General features: G+C 71.6%; 19 protein-coding genes. 5 read left to right on the top strand and 14 right to left on the bottom strand.

All coding sequences use genetic code 11. The features are described from left to right. Window positions 1-7: 7 nt before the first annotated feature. Window positions 8-904: an ectoine hydroxylase gene (gene thpD, locus JOM49_RS03295; RefSeq protein ID WP_372443964.1), complete on the top strand. Its 897-nt coding sequence runs from the start codon at window positions 8-10 to the stop codon at window positions 902-904. Between the two features lie 195 nt (window positions 905-1,099). On the opposite strand, the gene JOM49_RS44005 is transcribed toward thpD, so the two are convergent. Together JOM49_RS44005 and JOM49_RS03285 are read right to left on the bottom strand one after the other, a co-directional pair. Continuing rightward, a complete protein-coding gene (locus JOM49_RS44005; RefSeq protein ID WP_209662893.1) occupies window positions 1,100-1,603 on the bottom strand; it encodes a GNAT family N-acetyltransferase in 504 nt (167 codons plus the stop codon). Then, window positions 1,600-1,872: a type II toxin-antitoxin system TacA family antitoxin gene (locus JOM49_RS03285; RefSeq protein ID WP_209662892.1), complete on the bottom strand. Its 273-nt coding sequence runs from the start codon at window positions 1,870-1,872 to the stop codon at window positions 1,600-1,602. The genes JOM49_RS44005 and JOM49_RS03285 overlap by 4 nt, the downstream gene beginning before the upstream one ends. Before the next feature lie 126 nt (window positions 1,873-1,998). On the opposite strand from JOM49_RS03285, the gene JOM49_RS03280 reads away from it, so the two are divergent. Next, window positions 1,999-4,800, top strand: a complete 2,802-nt coding sequence (locus JOM49_RS03280) for an AfsR/SARP family transcriptional regulator (RefSeq protein WP_209662891.1) — start codon at window positions 1,999-2,001, stop codon at window positions 4,798-4,800. Window positions 4,801-5,071: 271 nt separating this feature from the next. Here the strand turns inward: JOM49_RS03280 and JOM49_RS03275 are convergent, their stop codons facing one another. From JOM49_RS03275 to JOM49_RS03235, 9 genes are all read right to left on the bottom strand, one after another. After that, a complete protein-coding gene (locus tag JOM49_RS03275) occupies window positions 5,072-5,656 on the bottom strand; it encodes a dihydrofolate reductase family protein (protein WP_209662890.1) in 585 nt (194 codons plus the stop codon). Window positions 5,657-5,737: 81 nt separating this feature from the next. Further along, complete coding sequence (locus tag JOM49_RS03270; RefSeq protein WP_209670733.1) at window positions 5,738-6,616, bottom strand: hypothetical protein; 879 nt, start codon at window positions 6,614-6,616, stop codon at window positions 5,738-5,740. Further along, window positions 6,610-7,116, bottom strand: coding sequence for a DUF6932 family protein (locus tag JOM49_RS03265; RefSeq protein ID WP_209662889.1), 507 nt, complete (start codon window positions 7,114-7,116; stop codon window positions 6,610-6,612). Before JOM49_RS03265 ends, JOM49_RS03270 begins: the two co-directional genes overlap by 7 nt. A 27-nt stretch (window positions 7,117-7,143) precedes the next feature. After that, a complete protein-coding gene (locus tag JOM49_RS03260; protein WP_209662888.1) occupies window positions 7,144-8,397 on the bottom strand; it encodes a hypothetical protein in 1,254 nt (417 codons plus the stop codon). A gap of 13 nt (window positions 8,398-8,410) precedes the next feature. Then, complete coding sequence (locus JOM49_RS03255) at window positions 8,411-8,911, bottom strand: OmpA family protein (RefSeq protein WP_209662887.1); 501 nt, start codon at window positions 8,909-8,911, stop codon at window positions 8,411-8,413. Between the two features lie 28 nt (window positions 8,912-8,939). Then, a complete protein-coding gene (locus tag JOM49_RS03250; protein WP_209662886.1) occupies window positions 8,940-9,650 on the bottom strand; it encodes an ESX secretion-associated protein EspG in 711 nt (236 codons plus the stop codon). A 2-nt stretch (window positions 9,651-9,652) separates the two neighbouring features. Then, the gene (locus JOM49_RS03245) at window positions 9,653-10,927 is read right to left on the bottom strand and encodes a hypothetical protein (protein WP_209662885.1); all 1,275 of its coding nucleotides are present in this window, start codon (window positions 10,925-10,927) and stop codon (window positions 9,653-9,655) included. Next, window positions 10,927-11,334, bottom strand: a complete 408-nt coding sequence (locus JOM49_RS03240; protein ID WP_209662884.1) for a hypothetical protein — start codon at window positions 11,332-11,334, stop codon at window positions 10,927-10,929. The genes JOM49_RS03245 and JOM49_RS03240 overlap by 1 nt, the downstream gene beginning before the upstream one ends. A gap of 75 nt (window positions 11,335-11,409) precedes the next feature. Next, entirely contained in the window at window positions 11,410-12,213 is an 804-nt protein-coding gene (locus JOM49_RS03235) for an SGNH/GDSL hydrolase family protein (RefSeq protein ID WP_209662883.1), read from the bottom strand. Between the two features lie 281 nt (window positions 12,214-12,494). Between JOM49_RS03235 and JOM49_RS03230 the strand changes: the two genes are divergently transcribed. Then, window positions 12,495-13,139, top strand: coding sequence for a DUF3159 domain-containing protein (locus tag JOM49_RS03230; RefSeq protein ID WP_308158636.1), 645 nt, complete (start codon window positions 12,495-12,497; stop codon window positions 13,137-13,139). A 77-nt stretch (window positions 13,140-13,216) separates the two neighbouring features. Here the strand turns inward: JOM49_RS03230 and JOM49_RS03225 are convergent, their stop codons facing one another. Both JOM49_RS03225 and JOM49_RS03220 read right to left on the bottom strand, forming a co-directional pair. Continuing rightward, window positions 13,217-14,206 carry an N-acetylglucosamine kinase gene (locus JOM49_RS03225; RefSeq protein WP_308158635.1) on the bottom strand — a complete coding sequence of 330 codons (990 nt, stop codon included), beginning with the start codon at window positions 14,204-14,206 and terminating at the stop codon, window positions 13,217-13,219. A gap of 237 nt (window positions 14,207-14,443) precedes the next feature. Continuing rightward, on the bottom strand, window positions 14,444-15,496 hold the full coding sequence (locus JOM49_RS03220; protein WP_209662881.1) for an SIS domain-containing protein: 1,053 nt from the start codon (window positions 15,494-15,496) through the stop codon (window positions 14,444-14,446). A gap of 103 nt (window positions 15,497-15,599) precedes the next feature. On the opposite strand from JOM49_RS03220, the gene JOM49_RS03215 reads away from it, so the two are divergent. Next, window positions 15,600-16,358: a GntR family transcriptional regulator gene (locus tag JOM49_RS03215; RefSeq protein ID WP_209662880.1), complete on the top strand. Its 759-nt coding sequence runs from the start codon at window positions 15,600-15,602 to the stop codon at window positions 16,356-16,358. After that, a complete protein-coding gene (locus JOM49_RS03210) occupies window positions 16,355-17,857 on the top strand; it encodes an MFS transporter (RefSeq protein WP_308158634.1) in 1,503 nt (500 codons plus the stop codon). The genes JOM49_RS03215 and JOM49_RS03210 overlap by 4 nt, the downstream gene beginning before the upstream one ends. Here JOM49_RS03210 and JOM49_RS03205 read toward each other — a convergent pair. Beyond that, entirely contained in the window at window positions 17,843-18,793 is a 951-nt protein-coding gene (locus tag JOM49_RS03205) for a threonine ammonia-lyase (RefSeq protein ID WP_209662879.1), read from the bottom strand. The genes JOM49_RS03210 and JOM49_RS03205 overlap by 15 nt on opposite strands. Window positions 18,794-18,950 lie beyond the last annotated feature (157 nt).

Here is an 18,950-nt window from a genome sequence, read left to right as displayed (position 1 = left end):
GACTCTGATGGACACCCGGATCGGGGACGCCTACCCGACCCGACTCCCGGCCGGGGAGGCCGGGGCGATCGACCGCCTGGACCCCACGGTGTGGGGCGGCGAAGCCGACGGTCCGATCGACGCCGCCACCCTGGCCTCGCACGACGCCAAGGGCTACTCGATGGTGGAGGGCCTGCTCTCCCCCGCCGAGGTGCAGGCCTACTGGCAGGAACTCGTCCGGCTGTCCGGGGACGAGGCGCTGAAGGCGGACGAGCGGGTGGTGACCGAGAAGGCCAGCGGCGAGGTCCGCTCGATCTTCGAGGTGCACAAGATCAGCGAGCTGATCGCCGAGCTGGTCCGGGATCCCCGCGTGCTCGACCGCGCGCGGCAGATCCTGGGGTCCGACGTGTACGTCCATCAGAGCCGGGTCAACTACATGCCCGGGTTCCGCGGGAACGGGTTCTACTGGCACTCCGACTTCGAGACCTGGCACGCCGAGGACGGCATGCCGGTGCCCCGGGCGGTCAGCTGCTCCATCGCGCTCACCGACAACTACCCGTTCAACGGCGGGTTGATGGTGATGCCGGGTTCGCAGCGCACGTTCGTCCAGTGCGCGGGTGAGACCCCGGAGGACAACTACAAGTCCTCGCTCAAGGAGCAGAAGGTCGGCGTTCCCTCGGAGCACGAGATCGCCAAGCTCGCCGCCGAGCACGGCATCGAGCAGTTCACCGGGCACGCCGGCTCGGCGCTGTGGTTCGACTCGAACATCATGCACGGGTCGGGGAACAACATCACCCCGTACCCGCGCTCGAACATCTTCCTGGTGTTCAACAGCGTGGACAACGCGGTGGTGGACCCGTTCGCGGCCGGAAAGCCGCGCCCGGAGTTCATCGCCGCCCGCGATTTCACGCCGGTCCGGCGCTGAATTCGCGGCAGGCTGCGAGGGGTGGCTCTTCAGTAACCCTTCGCAGCCTGTTACGTTGTCTCCGTCACGGTTCGCCGGTGATGCGGCGGTTACTCCTCGCTCGGGGTGAGCCCTGCCCGCACCGGCACGTGGCAGTCGGCAACACCGCCCTGCACCATCAGATCGGGACTGATGGTGCAGGGCGATGTTGTTTCTTCAGAGCACTTCGAGAGCGGCTCGGGCGGAACTGATCTTCATCACCAGCCGGTCCTGCGTCTGCTTGACGGGGATGAAGCCGAACCGGGTGTAGAAGGCGGCCGCGTTCTCGTCGATGGCATCCACCACGATCAGCCTGCCGCCATAAGCTTGCGAGGCGCCGATGATGCGACTGATCGCGTCGTAGAGGAGTTCCCCGCCCAGTCCTTGGCCGTGCAGCGACTGGTCCAGTGCCAGCTTGGCCAGTAGGTAGCCGGGGATGGCCGAGCTGTAGCCGGAAGCTTGTCCTCCGCTGAGCTCGACCCGGGCGACCATGGTCGGCGCGATCGCGTAGTAGGCCCGGATCTCCTTGCTTTCGGGCTCGGTCCACACGTTGGTCCGCGCGGTGTCCGCGCGCTGTGCCCGCAGTGCTTCGTTGGCCAGCCACCGGTTCAGGTCGGCGATCTTGCAGTCGAACTCGGCGGAACTGTGGTGCTCGGTCAAGAAGCGGGACTCGAAGGTCACTTGCGTTCGAACCGCCTCGGCCGGGCAGCCACTTCGGCCAGCTTGGGTGCGGGATCGGCGACGTCCAGCGAGTGCAGCAGACCGTCGAACTGGTCCGCGGGCATCAGCGTGATCGCGGTTCTGGCGAGTACGTTCTGCGCGCGCTGCACCGCGGCGCTGCGGGTGAAATCCGACAGCGTCTCGTGGACGTGCTCGGCCGCGCTTTCCAGCAACTGCCGGTCAGCGCTGCTCATGCGCAACTCCACGCGATCGTTCTTGGTGGAACTCATGCCTCGTACTGTACGGCAGATGTACGGACAAGCCAAGGTGGTTGCCGCCGATCGGAGACACGCCGCCTTCTGCCGTGTTTGCGAGTAACGTCTTGCCCTGCTCGTCCACGACGCAGGGGAGGCGTAGTGAGCGAAGGGGATTTCGCGTCCCGGCAAGCCTGGTTCCAGCTGCTCGGGCCGGTGCAACTGCTCGCGGGATCGCGGCCGGTGCCCGTCGGCGGGCCGGGGGTCCGGGGGCTGCTGGCGCTGCTGGCCTTGCGTGCCAACAAAGTCGTTCCACTGGACGACATCATCGACGCGCTCTGGGGCCACGACCCACCGGCGACCGCGCGGACCATCGTGCACGGCAACGTCTCGCACCTGCGCCGAGTGCTGCGGTCCATCCAGGGCGACGGCGGTGACGGCGCGCGGATCCACACCCGCCCGCCCGGCTACCAGCTGACCGTCGACCCGTCGCAGATCGACGTCCACCGCGCGCGGGCGCTGCTCGAGTACGCCACCGCCGCCGGGGCCGAGCGCCGGGCGTCCGTGCTCGCCGAGGCGCTCGCGCTGTGGAAAGGTCCCGTGCTGTCCGGTGTGCCGGATTCGGTGCACGCGCCCGAATTGGAGGACCTGCGCCTCGCGGTCCACGGCGCCCGCGTGGACGCCGACCTCGAACTCGGGCGGCACGCCGAGCTGATCTCCGAGCTGACCACCATGGTCCGCGAGAACCCGTTGGCGGAGCGCACGATCGGCCAGCTGATGCGGGCGCTCTACCACGCCGGGCGCCGGGCCGACGCGCTCGCGGTGTACCGCCGCGCGGCCCGGCACGTGGTCGGCACGCTCGGCATCGACCCGGGCGCGGAGCTGCGCGAACTGCACGACCGCATCCTGCGCGACGACCTCACCGATCCGGCGTCGTCGAAGGAACCACCGCCGCGGCTGGTCCGCGTGACCCCGGCCCAGCTGCCCGCCGCGATCCCCCGGTTCGCCGGCCGGGAAGCGGAACTGGCCTGGTTGGACGGTCTGACCGAGCAGGCGCGCCACGGCGTCAGCGTGGTCGGCGTGGTGACCGGGGCGCCCGGCGTCGGCAAGAGCACGCTGGCGATCTCGTGGGCGCACCGCAACGCCGGGAACTTCCCGGACGGCGTCCTGTTCGCGTCCCTGCGCGGGTTCGACCCGGCGCACCCGCCGCTCGAGCCGGGCGACGTGTCCACCCAGTTCCTGCTGGGCCTCGGCGTGCGGCCCGCCGAACTCCCGGAGAAGGCGCACGAGCGGATCGCGCTGTACCGCTCGCTGCTGTCCGACGCGAGCGTGCTCGTGGTGCTCGACGACGCGCGTTCGGCCGAGCAGGTGCGCCCGCTGCTGCCGCCCGCGGCCGGGTCGGTGGCCGTGGTGACCAGCCGCGCGCGCCTGGACGGGCTGGTGGTCGCCAACGCGGCCCGCATCCGGGCGCTGGAGACCATGCCGCCCGCCGACGCCGTGCGGTTGATCGAGGAAGTGGCGGGGCCTGGCGACTACGACAAGCTGGCCGAGCTGTGCGGGTACCTGCCACTGGCCCTGCGCGTGGCCGGCGCTCGGCTGGCTGCTAGTCCACAGTGGACTGTCGAAGACCTGGTGGCGGAGCTGGCCGACGAGCGCACCCGGCTGACCGCGCTGGACGTCGCCGGGGCGGACGTGGCCCAGGCGAGCGTGCGGGCCGCGCTGGACGTGTCCCACCGCGGGCTGCCGGAGGCGGTCGGCGCGTTGTTCCGGCTGCTCGGCGCGTTCACCGGGGTGACGATCGGCCCGCACCTGGCTGCGGCGATCGGCGGTACGGCGGCCCCCGAGGCACGACGGCGGCTGCGCACGCTCGCGGCGTACCACCTGCTCACCGAGGTCGGCCGTGACGTGTTCGCGCCGCACGACCTGATCCGGCTCTACCTGCGCGATCTCGCCGAATCGGAGCTCGCCGCCACCGAACGCGAGGCCGTGCTGCGGCGGTCGGTGCGGTACTACCGGGCGGCGGCCGACCGGGCGCGGCGGCGGCTGCTGCGGATCGTGGACCCCCTCGACTTCACCAGTTCACTGCCGGAAGAGGCGTCGCCCGCGCTGTCCGGTTTCGACGACGCGCTCGACTGGTTCGCGCTGGAATGGCCGAACCTGCTGGAAACCTGCGAAGCCGCCTACCGCGCCGGCCGGTTCGAGGACGCCTGGCAGCTCGCGCGCGTGGTCCACACCTACCGCGTGGTGCGGCCGTTGCGCGACGAGTGGACCGGCCTGGTCGAACTGGGGCTGGCGGCGGCGAAGGCGTCCGGGAACCCGCTCGCGCACTGCTGGATGCTCATCTCGCGGTGCGCCATCGCGCTCACCTTCGGCGTCGACGGCGGCGGGCTGGCCGACGCCGAGCACGCGCTGGAACTGGCCGTCGAAGTCGGGGACAAGCGGCTGCTGGTGTCGGCGAACATCCACGTGGGCGCGGCGTTGAGCAGTTCGCAACGGTACGACGAAGCCATCGAGCGCCTGCGGCAGGCGATCGACGAGACCGAGCGCACCGGCGATCTCGCGCTGCGCGGGCAGGCGCTGAACAACTGCGCCGAGGCGGAAAAGCTGTCCGGCCGGTACGCCGAAGCGATCGAGCACCAGCTCGGTTCGCTGGCGATCGACCGCGAACTCGGCGACGACAGTTACGCAGTGGTATCGCTGAACAACCTGGCGGAGCTGTACCTGGGCACCGGCGAATTGGCCGAGGCGGAACGCTGCGCGCATCAGGCAATCGACCTGACCACTAGTCGTGGATTCGTGTTGCAGGAAGGCGTTTCGCGGGCGGCATTGGGCCGCGTGCTGCGGGCCCGCGGTGACCGGTCCCAGGCCTTCGACCAGCTCAAACTCGCCGAAGAACGGTTCCGGGACGCGGGGGCGCCGTGGCCGGCGGAACTCCGTGACGAACTGGCCGCAGCGGCGGAATAGCGGTAAGTCACCATCCCCATCCAGTGAGCGGAAGATTCTCGCGGACAGGTGAAATATCTACTTAGTGAACTCTTAGCAGGGCGGCGACGCTCACGCGTAGTGTTCGAAACGCGGTGATCGTCCGGCGGCCGGGGAGGGCCGAGGGGCCGGCGATCACCGCGGTTTCCGCGGCGTGGTGGGACGCGTGGGAGCCATCGCGCCGGACCGGCCAGGGGGAGGGTCCGGCGTGCACCGGCCGGCCGGCGCGCCGAGGGGGAGCGCCGGCCGGCCGTCATGCGTGCAGCGTGGGCCGGTAGACCAGTTCCTGGATGTGGCCGTCGAGCGTGCGGCTCTCGAGCAGTTCGAGGTCGAAGTCCGCCGCGTCCCGGAAGACCGGGTCCACCCCGGTCCGCCCGGTGAGCACCGGGAAGATCGTCACCTGCACGCGGTCGACCAGCCCGGCGGCCATCAGCGTGCGGTTCAGCGACAGGCTGCCGTGCGAGCGCAACGGCACCTCGGACTCCTCCTTGAGCCGGGTGACGATGTCGACGGCGTCGCCGCGCACGATGGTCGCGTCCGGCCAGTCGAAGGTGCCCTCCAAGGTGTTCGACACGACCGTGGCAGGCAGGTCCCGCAGCCGGGTCACCCACGGGTCGAGGACCTCGCCACCCTCGGTGCCCGAGGCCAGCATCCGCACGTTCGACTGGAACGTGGTGGCCCCGAAGACCATGCGCTGCTCCTCGCGGTACAAGCCGAGGCGGTGTCCGAGCAGCTCCGGGCCCTGCTTGCCCCAGTAGCCGCCCCAGTCGCCGCTGCTGTTGTGGGAGCCGAAGCCGTCGAGGCTGGAGAAGACGTCGAAGGTGTAGGTGGCGGTCATGGTGCGCTCCTCGGGGTGCGGTCGGTGGGTCTCTCACCTTGGCTACGAACGGGAGCGCCCCCGTTCGACACCGCGCCGCCCTCAGAAGAGGCTGGTTTCCGGGGTTATTTCGAGCAGCTCGTAGACCGGGCGGCCGCGGCGGCCGTCGATGGTCGTGGTGCGCACGACCCGCAGCCGCGCGGTGACCGGGCGGTCCAGGTTCAACTTGATCTCGTCCAGCAGGTCCGGCGCCACCGCGCCCTGGACCGTGCCGCCGGACTCCCGCTCCAGGTAGAAGATCCGCCGCCGGGTGCGCACACCGTCGAGACGGCCGGAGACCGTCTCGTACCCGACCTCCTCGCGCGACTCCCGCAGGCTGCCGCGCAGCACGCGCGCCTGCTCGGTGGTCATGCTGCGGGCCACGTCCTCACCGGCCGTGGTGGTCAGCTGCATGCCGATGCCCGCGTTCTTGGTGACCGCCGCGACGATGTCGCTGACCGCGTTGCGCACGGTGTCCCGCTGCAACAGCACTGCGTCGAGCGCGCCGTCGTCGGAACCGTTGGCGGGCAGGAAGTCGCACAGTTCCTTGACCGCGCGCTCGGACAGCGTCTCGATGCCGTCGTGGATCAGCGCGTCGGCGGGTTCCGGCTCGGGGAAGCCGAAGAACAACGTGTTGCCCGCCTGGCCGCGCTGGATCAGCGGCGCCTTCTCGCGGTCGGCCGGCTGCACGTAGGTGATCTCGCTCTGCGGATCGCGGATGATCCGGCCGATCTTGGCCGTCGCGTCCTGCAGGGCGCGGCCGATGTCGGAGAAGGTGTAGGCGTCCTGCTGCGACGACCCGAGCACCGACACACGCAGCAGCGGTGACCGGGAGGTCCGCTCGAACTTCGCGTGCGCCGCCATCGCCGACGCGCGGGCGAGGTCGTCGAGCCAGGTGCCGCCGGGGATGTCCTCGGCCAGCTCGCGGAACTTGTTCACCAGCGCACCTCCGCGTACCCCTTGACGAGGCCCTCGATCGGGCCGTACGGGCCGCGCACCGAGGACCACGTCTGCGCCCAGACCTCTTCGTGGCCGGGGACGCAGAGGTAGCCGTCGAGCAGGCCGCCGACCGGTTGTACCTGATCGAGGTACATGGCGGGCTGGCCGATGATCGCGCCGCGCAGGGTGACCATGCCGTAGAGCGCGGCGCGGGCGGCGCCGTCGAGCTTCTTCAGGCTTCCCCACTCGTCCGGGATGAGCACCACGTCGACGGTGCCCGGCGGTTCGTTGGACCACAGCGCGAGCCCGCCGTCGACCCAGGCGCGGCCGGACGGGATGACCCGGCAGACGACGCCGAGATAGCTGCTCAGCGCGCTGAACAGGATCTCGCGCTCGTTCTGGTAGGGCGCGTCGCAGACCAGGCGCTCGTAGATATCGGCCAGATCCGCCGGATGCGCGCCGGGTGGGAGCACCCCGTCCGCGGTCCAGTGCGGCAGCGGCATCGACCCTCCTCGAATGGACAGCCGAAATTACCAGTCGCGCCGACGCGGCTCCGCAGGCGGCCAGTCCTCGTCGGTCGGCCAGGCCGGTTGGGCGTTCTCCACCGGCCAGTCCACTTGGTGCCGGCTCTCGCTTTGCTGTCGGTGGTGGCGGCCGTCCTCGTCGTCGCCCGGGTAGCCGTTGGCGACCGGCTGCCCGCCGGGATAGGGCTCGTCCGCCGGATAACCCTGGTCGGCGGACGGCTCGCCGGGATAGCCGTTGCTCTCGGTCTGGCCGCGGGGATAGCGGGGGTCGGCGGGTTCGTCGCCCGGATAGCCGTTGGCGGCGGGGTAGCCGTGGTCGGCCGGGGCGCTGCCGGGATAACCGGTGTCGGTGGACGGCCCGCCGGGATAGCCGTTGGCGGCGGGATAGCTGTGGTCGGCCGGGGTGCTGCCGGGATAGCCGGTGTCGGCAGGGGCGTCGCCGGGATAGCCGGGTTGGTCGCCGTGGTAGCCGTTGGCGACCGGCTGCCCGCCGGGATAGGGGTCGTCGCCGGGATAGGGGGCGTGGGCGGGTTCGTCGCCCGGATAGCCGGATTCGTCGCCGTGGTAGCCGTTGGCCGCGGGGTAGCTGTGGTCGGCCGGGGCGCTGCCGGGGTGGCCGTGGTCGGCTGCGGTGTCGGCGGGGTGGCCGTTGGGGGCGGGCGGGTCGCTGGGGTAGCCGGTGGCGGTGGAGTAGCGGTGGTTGGCGGCGGGGTGGTCCTCGGCTGGGTAGTCCTCGTCGGGATAGCCGTCGTGGGCGGCGGGGTAGCCGTTGGCGGCGTACTGGCCACCGGGGTAGGCCGCGTAGCTGTGCCCGCTTGAGCCGGGGTAGGCCTCGTCGTCATCGTCGGGGTAGGTGTGGTCGGCGTTGAAGAGGCCGGTGCCGCTGGAGTGGGCGCTGCGGGGGTAGACCTCGTCGTGGTCGTCCGCGGGGTAGGTCGCGCCGACCTGGCCGCCGGCCGGGTAGGGCGCGTCGTAGTCGTCGCTGGGGTAGTCGTAGGGGGTGGGCTGGTCATCGGCCGAGTGGGTGAGCAGGACGGGCTCCTCCGGCTCCAGCGACGGCGACCCGGCGGACTCCAGCGGCGGCAGGGCAGCGGGCTCCCGCGACGGCGGCCCGGCTGGCTCCAGTGGCGGCAGAGCCGCCGCCTCCGCGGCGGCCAGCTGCTTCCGGTGCACCGCCCCCAGTACCAGCCAGGTCAGCAGCACACCCAGCCCGAAAGCGGCCAGCAGCCACAACCAGATCTGGCCGAACAACCACAACATCGCCCAACTCCCCCTACTTGACCGTGATCTCGACCCGGCGGTCGTCCCCACCGCCCGCCTTGGGTCGTGTGTCCCCGTAGCCCTTCGCGCTGATGCGGTCGCCGAGACCGAGCAGTGCGGCCACCGCCTCCGCGCGCTGTCGCGACAGCTCCAGCCCAGACTCCTCGTCCCCCGGCGTCTTCGCGACGTGCCCGCCCACTTCGAAGGTGGCCGAGGCGGGTGCCTTCGCCAGTAGGTCGCGGATCTGCCCGACGGTGTTTTCACCCTCCGGGGTGAGTTCCGCGGTGTCCGGGGTGAAGGTGATCGGGTGCGCGGCCAGCACGCCGTCGATCTCGGCTTGCAGCTCACCACCCGCCGCGGCGTCCGCGGGCTGCCCGGCGGGCGCCGCGGCAGGCGCGCTCGTGGCCTGCGTCATCTCGGCTTTCAGCCGGGCGCCGTCCGTCCAGGTGATCACCAGCGCCATCGCGGCGGTCACCACCAGCGCCAACGGGATCAGCAACAGGCGACCGGACATGCCCCGACCATAACCCGAGCGGTCTTCGTCAGTACGGCCGAAGCGCGGAATCCGCCGCGTGCAGGTGGCGTACCAGCGCCTCCGGAGCGCCGGGTGCGCAGGTGACCTGGGGTTCGGCCCCCTTGCCCTCGGTGACGAACGTCATCACCCGGCCGCGCCCGGCGAGGTCCAGCACGGTCAGTGGCGCACTGCGCCGACGCGAGCCGCCGCGGTCCGGGCGTGCGGCGTGCAGTTTGTGCACGCCGGTCCGCCGGGTCCTGGTCACCTCGGTCACCGCGTCCGCATTCGACCGCGGCACGCGCAATTCCGGCACCGGCGCGGGCGGCACCCGCGGCAGCGAGTCCACCAGGCTGCGTTCGGGGGCGTCGAACTCGGCCTGGTCGAGTCGCAGGTGCGCGTCGTCGCGGAACACCCGCACGGCGCTGCCGAACTCGTCGGTCGCGACCAGCACCCCGGCCGACCGGCCGGAGTCGACCAGCCCGACCCAGCCGTAGAACTCGCGGTCGGCCTCGGCCAGCACCTTCAGCACGTCCTTGAAGTGCCTGCTCAGCACGCCGTTGCGGGCCAGCCCCGCCCGGGTGAGCCCGTCGAGGATGCGGTTCTCCAGGTCCCGCTGGGTGTCGGTGTCGGCCCAGCGCTCCTCGATGCCGATCACCGGGTGCAGCGGCCCCAGCCCCTGCCACTTCCACGCCTGCCGGAACACCGCCAGCGGCAGCACGATCGGCCGCGGCACGCGCACGCTCACTGCCCGATCACCGGCGGCGCCGTCCGCTCGTCGGTGCCGAAGATCGCGTCCGGATCGGCTTCCTCCAGGTAGGAGGCACGACGGTGCTCGCCGTCCTCACCGCCCTGGCCGCGTCCGCCGCCACCACCACCGCCGCCGCCCATGCCGGAACCGGCGCCCCCACGAGCGGCTGGACCGCCCTGCGCGCCACCCGGCGCACCCGGACCGCCCACGCCGCCCGGCAGGCCCGCGCCGGCCCGGCCACCGGCACCGGGCGCCCCGGAGGCACCACCGCCGCCGCCCGAGCCACCGCCGCCGACACCGGCCGACGGGATGCCGCCGCCCGGCCCGAAGGCACCCGCGCCGAAGTCACCACCGGCACCGCCACCGCGGGGGCCGAAGCCGCCACCGCCCGGCCCGATGCCCGGAAGGCCGGGCCACGAAGGCTTCGAGGGCTTCGACGACGGGGGCGGCTGGTATCCGGACGGCGTGGTGCCGACCGGAATGTGCGGATTCGGCGGTGGCTGAAGCGGCGGTTGCACCGGCGGCTGGACGGGCGGGGGAATGTTCGGCTGCGGAATGCCCGTCTGGGGATGACCGGTGAATCCGCTGATGTGCGTCGAATCGTCGCTTTTCTTTTCCGGAAGCCGGTATTTACCGTCGTGCCCGGGATCATCCGGTTCACCCGGTTTGCGGGGTTCGACCTCGAAATCATTTCCGCTGTACCCGGGCACGTGGCCGTAGTCGGCGACCATCGACGCTTTGTTGTCGTCACTGGTCTGCACGTAGGCCGAGTACTTCTCGCTGTTCTCCGAGACCTGCTGGTTGCGCTGGTTGATCTGGTCCTCGGTGTCGGTGTCCCACGGGGTCGCGCTGTCCCAGAACCCCTTCTCCGGCACGTCGTTCGACACCTGGTGCAGCGAGGACTTCAGGCTCTCGAAGCTGTGCACCTGGTTCTGCACGACCTCGGAGTTCGTCTTCAGCGTCTTCGCCGCGATCTCGGCGACCGTGGCCAGCGGCTGGATGTTGGCGCGGGCGGCGTCGGAGGCGCTGCCGGTCCACGCCGATTCGAGCTTGGCCACCAGCCGCCGCGCGCCGTCTTCCAGCTCGCGCTGCTCATCGTGCTGTTCGAGACCCAGCTGGCGCGCTTCCTGCAGGCTGGCCGGGCCCGCGCCTTCGCGGACCATCCGCACCAGGTCGCCCGGCGGGATGAACGCGCCGTCCTCTTCCAGCTTCTTCAGGTACTCGTCGAGCCCGGCCCACGGGCCGCCGTCCCCCAGGAACCACCCCATCAGTGCTCGCCGGCCTTCCGCGCCGCGGCGGCCGAGTTCGCGTCGGTCTCCTCGACGTTGCCCAGCGCCTTGTTCAGCTTGCCGACCAGGTCGCCGAGGTACTTCGACTGCAACCGCAGGTGGTCGAGGTAGCTGACGCCGGTGAGGTTCGCCGCGGCCACGTACCGCTCGCTCGCCGGATCACGCCCCGGCGGGGTGATCCGGCTGAGCGGCTGGGTCGCCATGATCTGCTTGTCGACCAGCAGCCGCAGCTGCTTGGCCTCGGTCAGCACGGTGATCATCTCGCTGCGGCTCATGGCGAACCCGCCGGCGGGCGGACCGGCAGCCCCCAGCTGCGAGTCGGTGATCACCCACGGCACCGCGTCCAGCCACTGGCCGGCGTCGGTGGGCTGCTGCCAAGTGGACACGACGAAACCGCCTCCCCCAGTAATTCCAGGTAGCGGACACTAGCCGACCCCCGAGGCCCGTGTCCGCCGAATGGCTCAGGGCGAGGGCTGGGAGTCCACCAATCCACCATCCGAGGGACGCAGCGGGTCGAGCCGGGGCCGCTTCGGCGTGAGCCCGTCACCGAGGGACTCACCGCGCAGCTGGCGGCGGATCCACGGCAGCAGGTGCACCCTGGTCCACTCCAGATCGGACCGCCGCAGCGAGATCCAGGTGTCCGGTGCGGTGGCGGCGGGCCACGGCTCGCGCCAGTCCTGGTCGAGCGGCACACCGAGCACGTCGGCGGTGCACAGCGCGATCCGGCGGTGGCCCTCCGGGGTGAAGTGCAGCCGGTCGTCGCTCCACGCCCGGCGGTCGTGCAGCGCCTCCATGGACCACAGGTCGACCAGGTGCGCGCCGTGCCGCTCGGCGATCGCGCGCAGGTGGGCGTTGTAGATGGCCACCTTGCCGCGCAGCCGGTTCATCACCGACATCACCTTGGTGTCCGGTCCGGTGAACACCGCCACGGTGATCCCGGCCGAGCGCAGCGCGACCACGGCCTCCTCGAAGCGGGCGGCGACCGCGTCCACGTCCACCCCGGGCACCACGATGTCGTTGCCGCCGGCGCACAGCGTCACCAGGTCCGGCTGGAACTCCAGTGCCACCGGGATCTGCTCGTCGACGATCTCGGCGATCATCTTGCCCCGCAGCGCCGTGTTGGCGTAACGGAAGTCACTCCGGCCCCCAGCCAGAATCTCGGCCAGCCGATCGGCGAAGCCCCGGAAACTGCCGTCCGGAAGCTCGTCGTTCAGCCCTTCGGTGAAGCTGTCGCCGACGGCGACGTAGCTGTCAAAGCCATACAATCTGGGTCTCCCTCCACCCCGTGCCCTGCGAAAAACTCCTCCGTAGCCGGGTTCAACACTCGAAGATCGCCCCACAATCCCGATTGCCGCAACCTCTGTTTTGCTCGGACGTCACAGTGTCGTACGCCCGGAGCCATCTTGGCACCCGTAATTAGACGCCCTCAGGCGGGCGCCCGGCATCATCCCCGGGAATGATCTAGGTGTACCCGGGCGTCCGCCGAAAGGTAAGGGTGCCCTTCCCCTACGGTTTGAGGCAGGCTGTAGGGGTGACGGAGCCGCCTGTGACCGAACCACGCGAGTCCCTGGCCGAACTGCTCGGCGGGCGCAAGGGCGCACTGGACGCGAGCGTGCCGCCGGCCGCCTTCGTGGTCGGCTGGCTGGCCGCGGATTCCTCGATCGCCTGGGGGGCCGGCGTGGCGATCGGGGTCGCCGTGCTGCTCGGCGTCTTCCGGCTGGTGACCGGGGACAAGGCGCGCGCGGTGGTGGTCAGCCTGGCCGCGGTGATCGCGGCGGCGCTGATCGCGCTGCACACCGGGCGCGCGGAGGACTTCTTCCTGATCCAGCTGCTGTCCAATGTGGCCAGTGCGCTGCTGTGGGCGGCGAGCATCGTGGTGCGGTGGCCGCTGCTGGGCGTGGTGGTCGGCTTCGCGCTCGGGCAGAAGACCCGCTGGCGCCGCGATCCCGAACTGCTGCGCGCGTACTCGCGGGCGAGCTGGGTGTGGGTGTTCGGCCAGTACACCCTGCGCGTGCTCGTGTACGGCTCGCTGTGGTGGAGCGGTCAGGTGGTCGCGCTCGGCATCGCCAGGACGGTCCTCTCCTGGCCGCTGGTGGCGCTCACCCTCGCGGTCAGCGGCTGGGTGCTCCACCGGGCGCTGCCCGCCGAACACCCCGGCCTGCGGCACCCGTGGCTGCCCGAAGAGAAGTAGACGGCCCCCGGCGAGGGGGGAGGGTCCGGGGGCCGTCGTCCACCGTACTCGTAAACCACGTGCGTAGTCGACGTGCGCTACCGGATTTCCAGCACCGGTCGCGGAGCGTTCTCACCGAAGGCGTCCACTGCCGCCAGCCAGGCGGCACCGAGTACGCCATCGGTGGCGGAACGGATGTCGAGGGCACTCAGCGTTTCCCTTACCCGCGCGCCGACCGGGCTGTCCCCGACGAGCACGCTGCCGACGATGACCACCGGGGTGTCCTCGCCGTCTTCTCGGGCCGCGAGTGCGTTGGCCACCAGCAACTCCGCCGCGCGGTCGGTGATTTCCCGGGCTGTGGCGTCACCTTCGGCGGCGCTCGCGCTGACCAGCGGGGCGAACCGGGCGAGCCGGATCGGCGATTCGAAGTTGCACGTGGTGATCAACCGGCGCGAGGTGAGCAACCGGTCGGTTTCGGTCTGCGCGCGCAAGGCGTCCAAATCGGACATGTGCAGTGCTTCGCGGAGCACCGCGGCGGGCAGCCCTTCGAACGGACCGCCTGTGGCGAGTGCGGCCAGTGTGGACCGCACGGCTTCGCGGCCGATCCAGAACGCCGAACCCTCGTCGCCGAGCAGCCAGCCGTACCCGCCCGCGGTGGAGACCAGGCGCCGCTTGCGGATGCGGGCCGCGATCGAGCCGGTGCCCGCGACCAGCACGGTGCCGTCCGGGGCGTCGGTGGCCGAGGCGAACGCGGCCTCGGCGTCGGCGACCATGCGCACCGCGGTGCCCAGCCCGAGCCCGGCCCACGCCTCGTCGAACACCTTCGCCATCGCGGGATCGGTCAGCTTGCTCACCCCGGCCATGCCGACCACGCACGCCCGGACCGCGGCCGGATCGGCGTCGCGCAGGGCGTCGCCGATGGCGGCCGCGATGTTCGCCGCCGCCTGCGCCGGCGGGTGCGCGTTCGGGTTGGCACCGCCCGCGCGGCCGCTGCCGAGCACGATGCCCTCGGCGTCGACCGCGAGCGCGCGGGTGGACGTCCCGCCCGCGTCCACACCGACGACGCAGGGGCGGCTGGGGTCACTCACTCAGGGCCTCCTCGCAACACGAGGGTGAACTATGCCGTGAAACAGGTCACTAGTCACTGTCCTGCGAGTCAGGGTCGCGCTCTCCGCGCCCAGGAGGCCCCTGACGGCACGGGCGAGTTCGGCCGAGTACGGCCAGTACGAGGCCGAATCGCCCGCACCGCCAGGAACCACCTGGATCACGAAGCCCATCGACCTGACCCGCAGGACAGCGCCTAGTCACCCATCGTGGCGAGTGGATCAGCGGGTTTTAGTGACCTTGTTGAGTCCGCGCGGCCGGTCGGGGTCGCCGCCCCTGGCCAGTGAGAGGCCGAGCGCCAGGCTCTGCGCCGGGAGCACGTCGAGGATCGGGGCCAGTTCCTCGGCCACCGGCGGCACCTCGATCCGCAGGGCGGCGGGCACGTCGGCGGCGGCCGAACCGATGGCCAGCACGTCGGCACCCCGGCCCGAGACCGCGTCGAGCACGTCGCGCATGGCGTCCCCGCCCTTGCCGCGGTTGGTCAGCGCGAGCACCGCGGTCTCGCCGTCGATCGCGGCGACCGGGCCGTGCAGGAGGTCGGCGCCGCTGTAGGCACGCGCGGCGAGGTAGCTGGTCTCGGCGAGCTTGAGCGAGGCCTCCAGCGCGGTCGCGTAGGAGTAACCGCGCCCGGCGGTGATCACCCGGTTGACGAAGCGGTAGCGGTCGACCGCGCGCTGCACCCCGGCCGCCGAGCGGTCGAGGGTCTGCTGGGCCAGTTCGCCGAGCCCGTCGGCGTCCGCGCCCTTGCCGCCGCGCACGGCGTCGATGAGCAGGTACAGCGCGAGCAGCGTGGCCGAGTAGGTCTTGGTCGCGGCGACCGCCTGCTCCTGGCCCGCGCCGATGTCCACGGCCAGCTCCGCGGCGGCGCTCAGCGGTGACGACGGAGTGTTGCTGACCGCCACGGTGCGTGCGCCCTGCTTCCGCGCCGCCTCGGTGAATTCCACCAGATCAGGTGAACCTCCACTTTGGCTCACCGTGACCAGGAGCACGTCGCGCAGGTCCGGAGCGGCTCCGTAGAGCGTCACGGTGGACGGCGAGACCAGCCCGGCGGGCAGCCCCAGGAGCACCTCGATCAGGTACTTGGCGTAGAGCGCGGCGTGGTCGCTGGACCCCCGCGCGGCCAGCAAAGCGAAGCGTGGCGGGTGTTTCGCGATGGCTTCGGCCACCCCCGCGATCTCGGACCGGCGCTCACGCAGGGCCGCCAGCACGGCGGGCTGTTCGGCGATTTCGGCGGCCATGTGCGCGCCGGGCTGCGGACCCTCTACGGTCGTCATGCGTCTCCTCACATAGGTCTAGACCAATGCTAGCCGGTCGACCTGGTTCCGTCGAAGAGTACTTTTTCCCTGAGGAGTCGCGCGTGTTGTGAAGGAGCCGCTCATGTTGGAGACATCACCGCCCGGGGAACCCGGCTCGGCCACCGGGACCCGGGGGCAGCGCGAGCCGAAGTACTGGGCTCTGAAACAGCACCTGCTGGACCTGCTGGACGCGCTGCCCGCCGGGTCGTCCATCCCCACCGAACGGGCGCTGGCCGGCGAGTTCGGCGTCTCGCGGACCACGGTCCGCCAGGCGCTGGCCGACCTGACCGTGGAGGGCAGGCTGCACCGGGTGCAGGGCAAGGGCACGTTCGCTGCCGAGCCGAAGTTCGCCCAGCGCCTGCAGCTGTCCTCCTACACCGAGGACATGCGGGCGTCCGGGCGCGAGCCGTCGTCGAAGCTGCTGGAGATCGACGAACTGCCCGCCGAGGGCGAGCTGGCGAAACTGCTCGGCATCCGGGCCGGGGCGAAGGTGCTGCGCATGCGCCGGCTGCGCCTGGCCGACGCCGAGCCGATGGCGCTGGAGACCACGCACCTGCCGCTGGGCCGGTTCCGCGGGCTGCGCAAGCACGTCAGCGCGGGCGGTTCGCTGTACGCGGTGCTGCGCGAGCAGTTCGGCGTGGAGATGGAGCGCGCGGAGGAGACCATCGAGACCGCGCTCGCCGGGCCGCAGGAAGCCGAACTGCTCGGCGCCGACGTCGGCATGCCGATGCTGTTGCTGTCACGGCACTCGTTCGCCGCCGACGGCAAGCCGGTCGAGTTCGTCCGCTCGATCTACCGCGGTGACCGGTACAAGTTCGTCACCACGCTGAATCGGCCGTGACCTCCCCAGACCTCGTCCGCTGGGGGACACCGGCCGCGCGTGGCGTGCTCGCCACGACCATTCTCGGGTCGGGCATGGCCATGCTCGACGGCACCATCGTCAACGTCGCACTGCCGCGGATCGGCGGGGAGCTCGAGGCCTCGGTTTCCGGTCTGCAGTGGATCCTCGACGGCTACCTGCTGGCGCTGGCGTCGCTCATCCTGATCGCCGGCTCGCTCGGCGACCGGTACGGGCGGCGCCGGGTCTTCGTCATCGGCGTGGTCTGGTTCGGCGTGGCGTCCGTGCTGTGCGGGCTCGCCGTGTCCACCGAGATGCTCGTCGCCACCCGGATCCTGCAGGGGATCGGGGGAGCGCTGCTCACGCCCGGTTCGCTGGCGATCCTGCAGTCGGCGTTCCCGCGGGCCGAACGGGCCAGGGCGATCGGCGCCTGGTCCGGCCTCGGCGGGATCGCCGCCGCGGTCGGCCCGCTGGTCGGCGGCCTGCTCGTGCAGCTGTGGTCGTGGCGGCTGGCGTTCCTGATCAACCTGCCGATCGCGGTGGTCTGCGTGTGGCTGGCGCGCAAGTACGTGCCGGAGTCGTGCGACGAGCAGCAGCACGCCGGACGGCCGAACGTGCTGGCCTCGGTGGTCGGCGCGCTGGGGCTGGCCGGGGTCACCGCGGCGCTGGTCGAACTGCCGGTGCGCGGGGCCGGGGACGTGCTGGTGGCCGGGTCCGGGGTGGTCGGGCTGGCCGGGCTGGTGGCGTTCGTGGTGATGCAGCGGCGGTCGGCGGATCCGCTGGTGCCGCCGCAGTTGTTCGCCAGCCGGACGTTCACCGTGGCCAACGCGCTCACGCTGGTCGTCTACGCCGCCCTGGGCGGCGTGATGATGTTGATGGTGTTGCAGCTGCAGGTGTCGCTGGGGTATTCGCCGACCGCGGCGGGCTTGGCCGGGCTCCCGATCACCGTGGTGATGCTGGTGCTCTCGGGCTATTCGGGACGGCTGGCGCAGAAGATCGGGCCGCGGCTGCAGCTGGTCGTGGGCCCGATGCTGGTGGCGGCGGGCATGCTGTTGTTGCTCCGGGTCGAGCCGGGCGCGTCGTACCTGGGAGCCGTGCTGCCCGCGGTGACCGTGTTCGGGCTGGGGCTGGCCACGGTCGTGGCGCCGGTGACGGCGACCGTGCTGGCCGCCGCGCCGGACCAGTACGCCGGGGTCGCGTCCGGGGTGAACAACGCCGTCGCGCGGACCGGCGGGCTGCTGGCCGTCGCCCTGCTGCCCGCGGTCGCGGGCCTGACCGGGGCGGCCTACGCCGATCCGGTGGCGCTCACCGCGAGCTGGCGGACGGCGCTGCTGGTGTGCGCCGGGCTGGCCGTGGCCGGTGGCCTGGTGGCGCTCGGCGTGCGCAACGACGTGCTCGGCGGGGAGCCCGAACCCGAGCACGACCACCCGGAGCCGGGGGAGTGCCTGCACTGCGGGGTGGAGGCACCGCCGGCCGCCTACGCGCGGTCACGCCCGGAGTAGCTCGGCGAACAGCTCGGCGTCGATGTTGCCGCCGGAGACGACGGCGACCGTGCGGCCTTCCGGCAGTTCCGCGCGCCGGAAGAGGTAGGCGGCGGTGGTCACCGCGCCGCTGGGCTCGGCGACCAGGTGCGCCTGGGTCGCCAGCACCCGCACGGCGGCGCGGATCTCGTCCTCGCTGACCGTGACGATGCCGTCGACGACCCGCTTGAGGTGCGCGAAGGTGAGTTCGGACGGCTGGGCGCGCAGGCCGTCGGCGATGGTGCGCGCCCGCCAGTCGACCGGCCAGTCCACCCGGTTTCCCGACAGCAGGCCCTCCGCGGTGTCGGCGGCGAGTTCCGGCTCGACCGCGTACACCTTGGCCGTGGGCACCAGTGCCCTGATCGCGGTGCCGATGCCGGAGGCGAGCCCGCCGCCGCTGACCGGCACGAGGACCACCTGCACGCTGGGCAGGTCCTCGGCGATCTCCAGGCCGATGGTGCCCTGGCCGGCGATCACCTCGGGGTGGTCGAACGGCGGGATGAGGTTGAACCCGTGCTGGTCGGCGAGGGTCTGCGCGGCGAGTTCGCGCTGCGCGATCGGTACTTCGATGACCTGGGCGCCGTGCGCGGTGGTGGCCTCGACCTTGTTGCGCGGGGTGCTGTCCGGGACCACGATCACCGCGCGCACGCCGAACATCTTCGCCGCCGCGGCGACCGCCTGCGCGTGGTTACCGCTCGAGTAGGCGACCACCCCGCGTTGCCGCTGGGACTCGCTCAGCGCCGCGATGGCGTTGTACGCGCCGCGGATCTTGAACGCGCCGATCCCCTGCAGGTTCTCGGCTTTGAGCCAGAGCGGCGCGCCGGTGGCCCAGTGCTGCGGCAGCAGGGGGGTGCGGATCGCGGCCCCCGCGATGCGGCCGGCGGCGGTCCGGATGTGCTCGAGGGAGATCAGCTGCATGGCGGGAGTATGCCAAGGATCGGGCCGCCGTGGGGTGCTGGTCCATTGTGGACAGTGAGGGTGGCGGGGCTCACCATCGGGCAACGCGGGGAGCATCCCGTGCGACTTAATCGTTGGGAGAAAGAGCGAAAACGCAGGGGCGGAGAAGAACGGATCC

The organism is Amycolatopsis magusensis (assembly GCF_017875555.1).
Taxonomy (GTDB): domain Bacteria; phylum Actinomycetota; class Actinomycetes; order Mycobacteriales; family Pseudonocardiaceae; genus Amycolatopsis; species Amycolatopsis magusensis.
The sequence above is the reverse complement of the archived record's forward strand: the minus strand, read 5'-3'. Positions and strand labels throughout refer to the sequence as shown.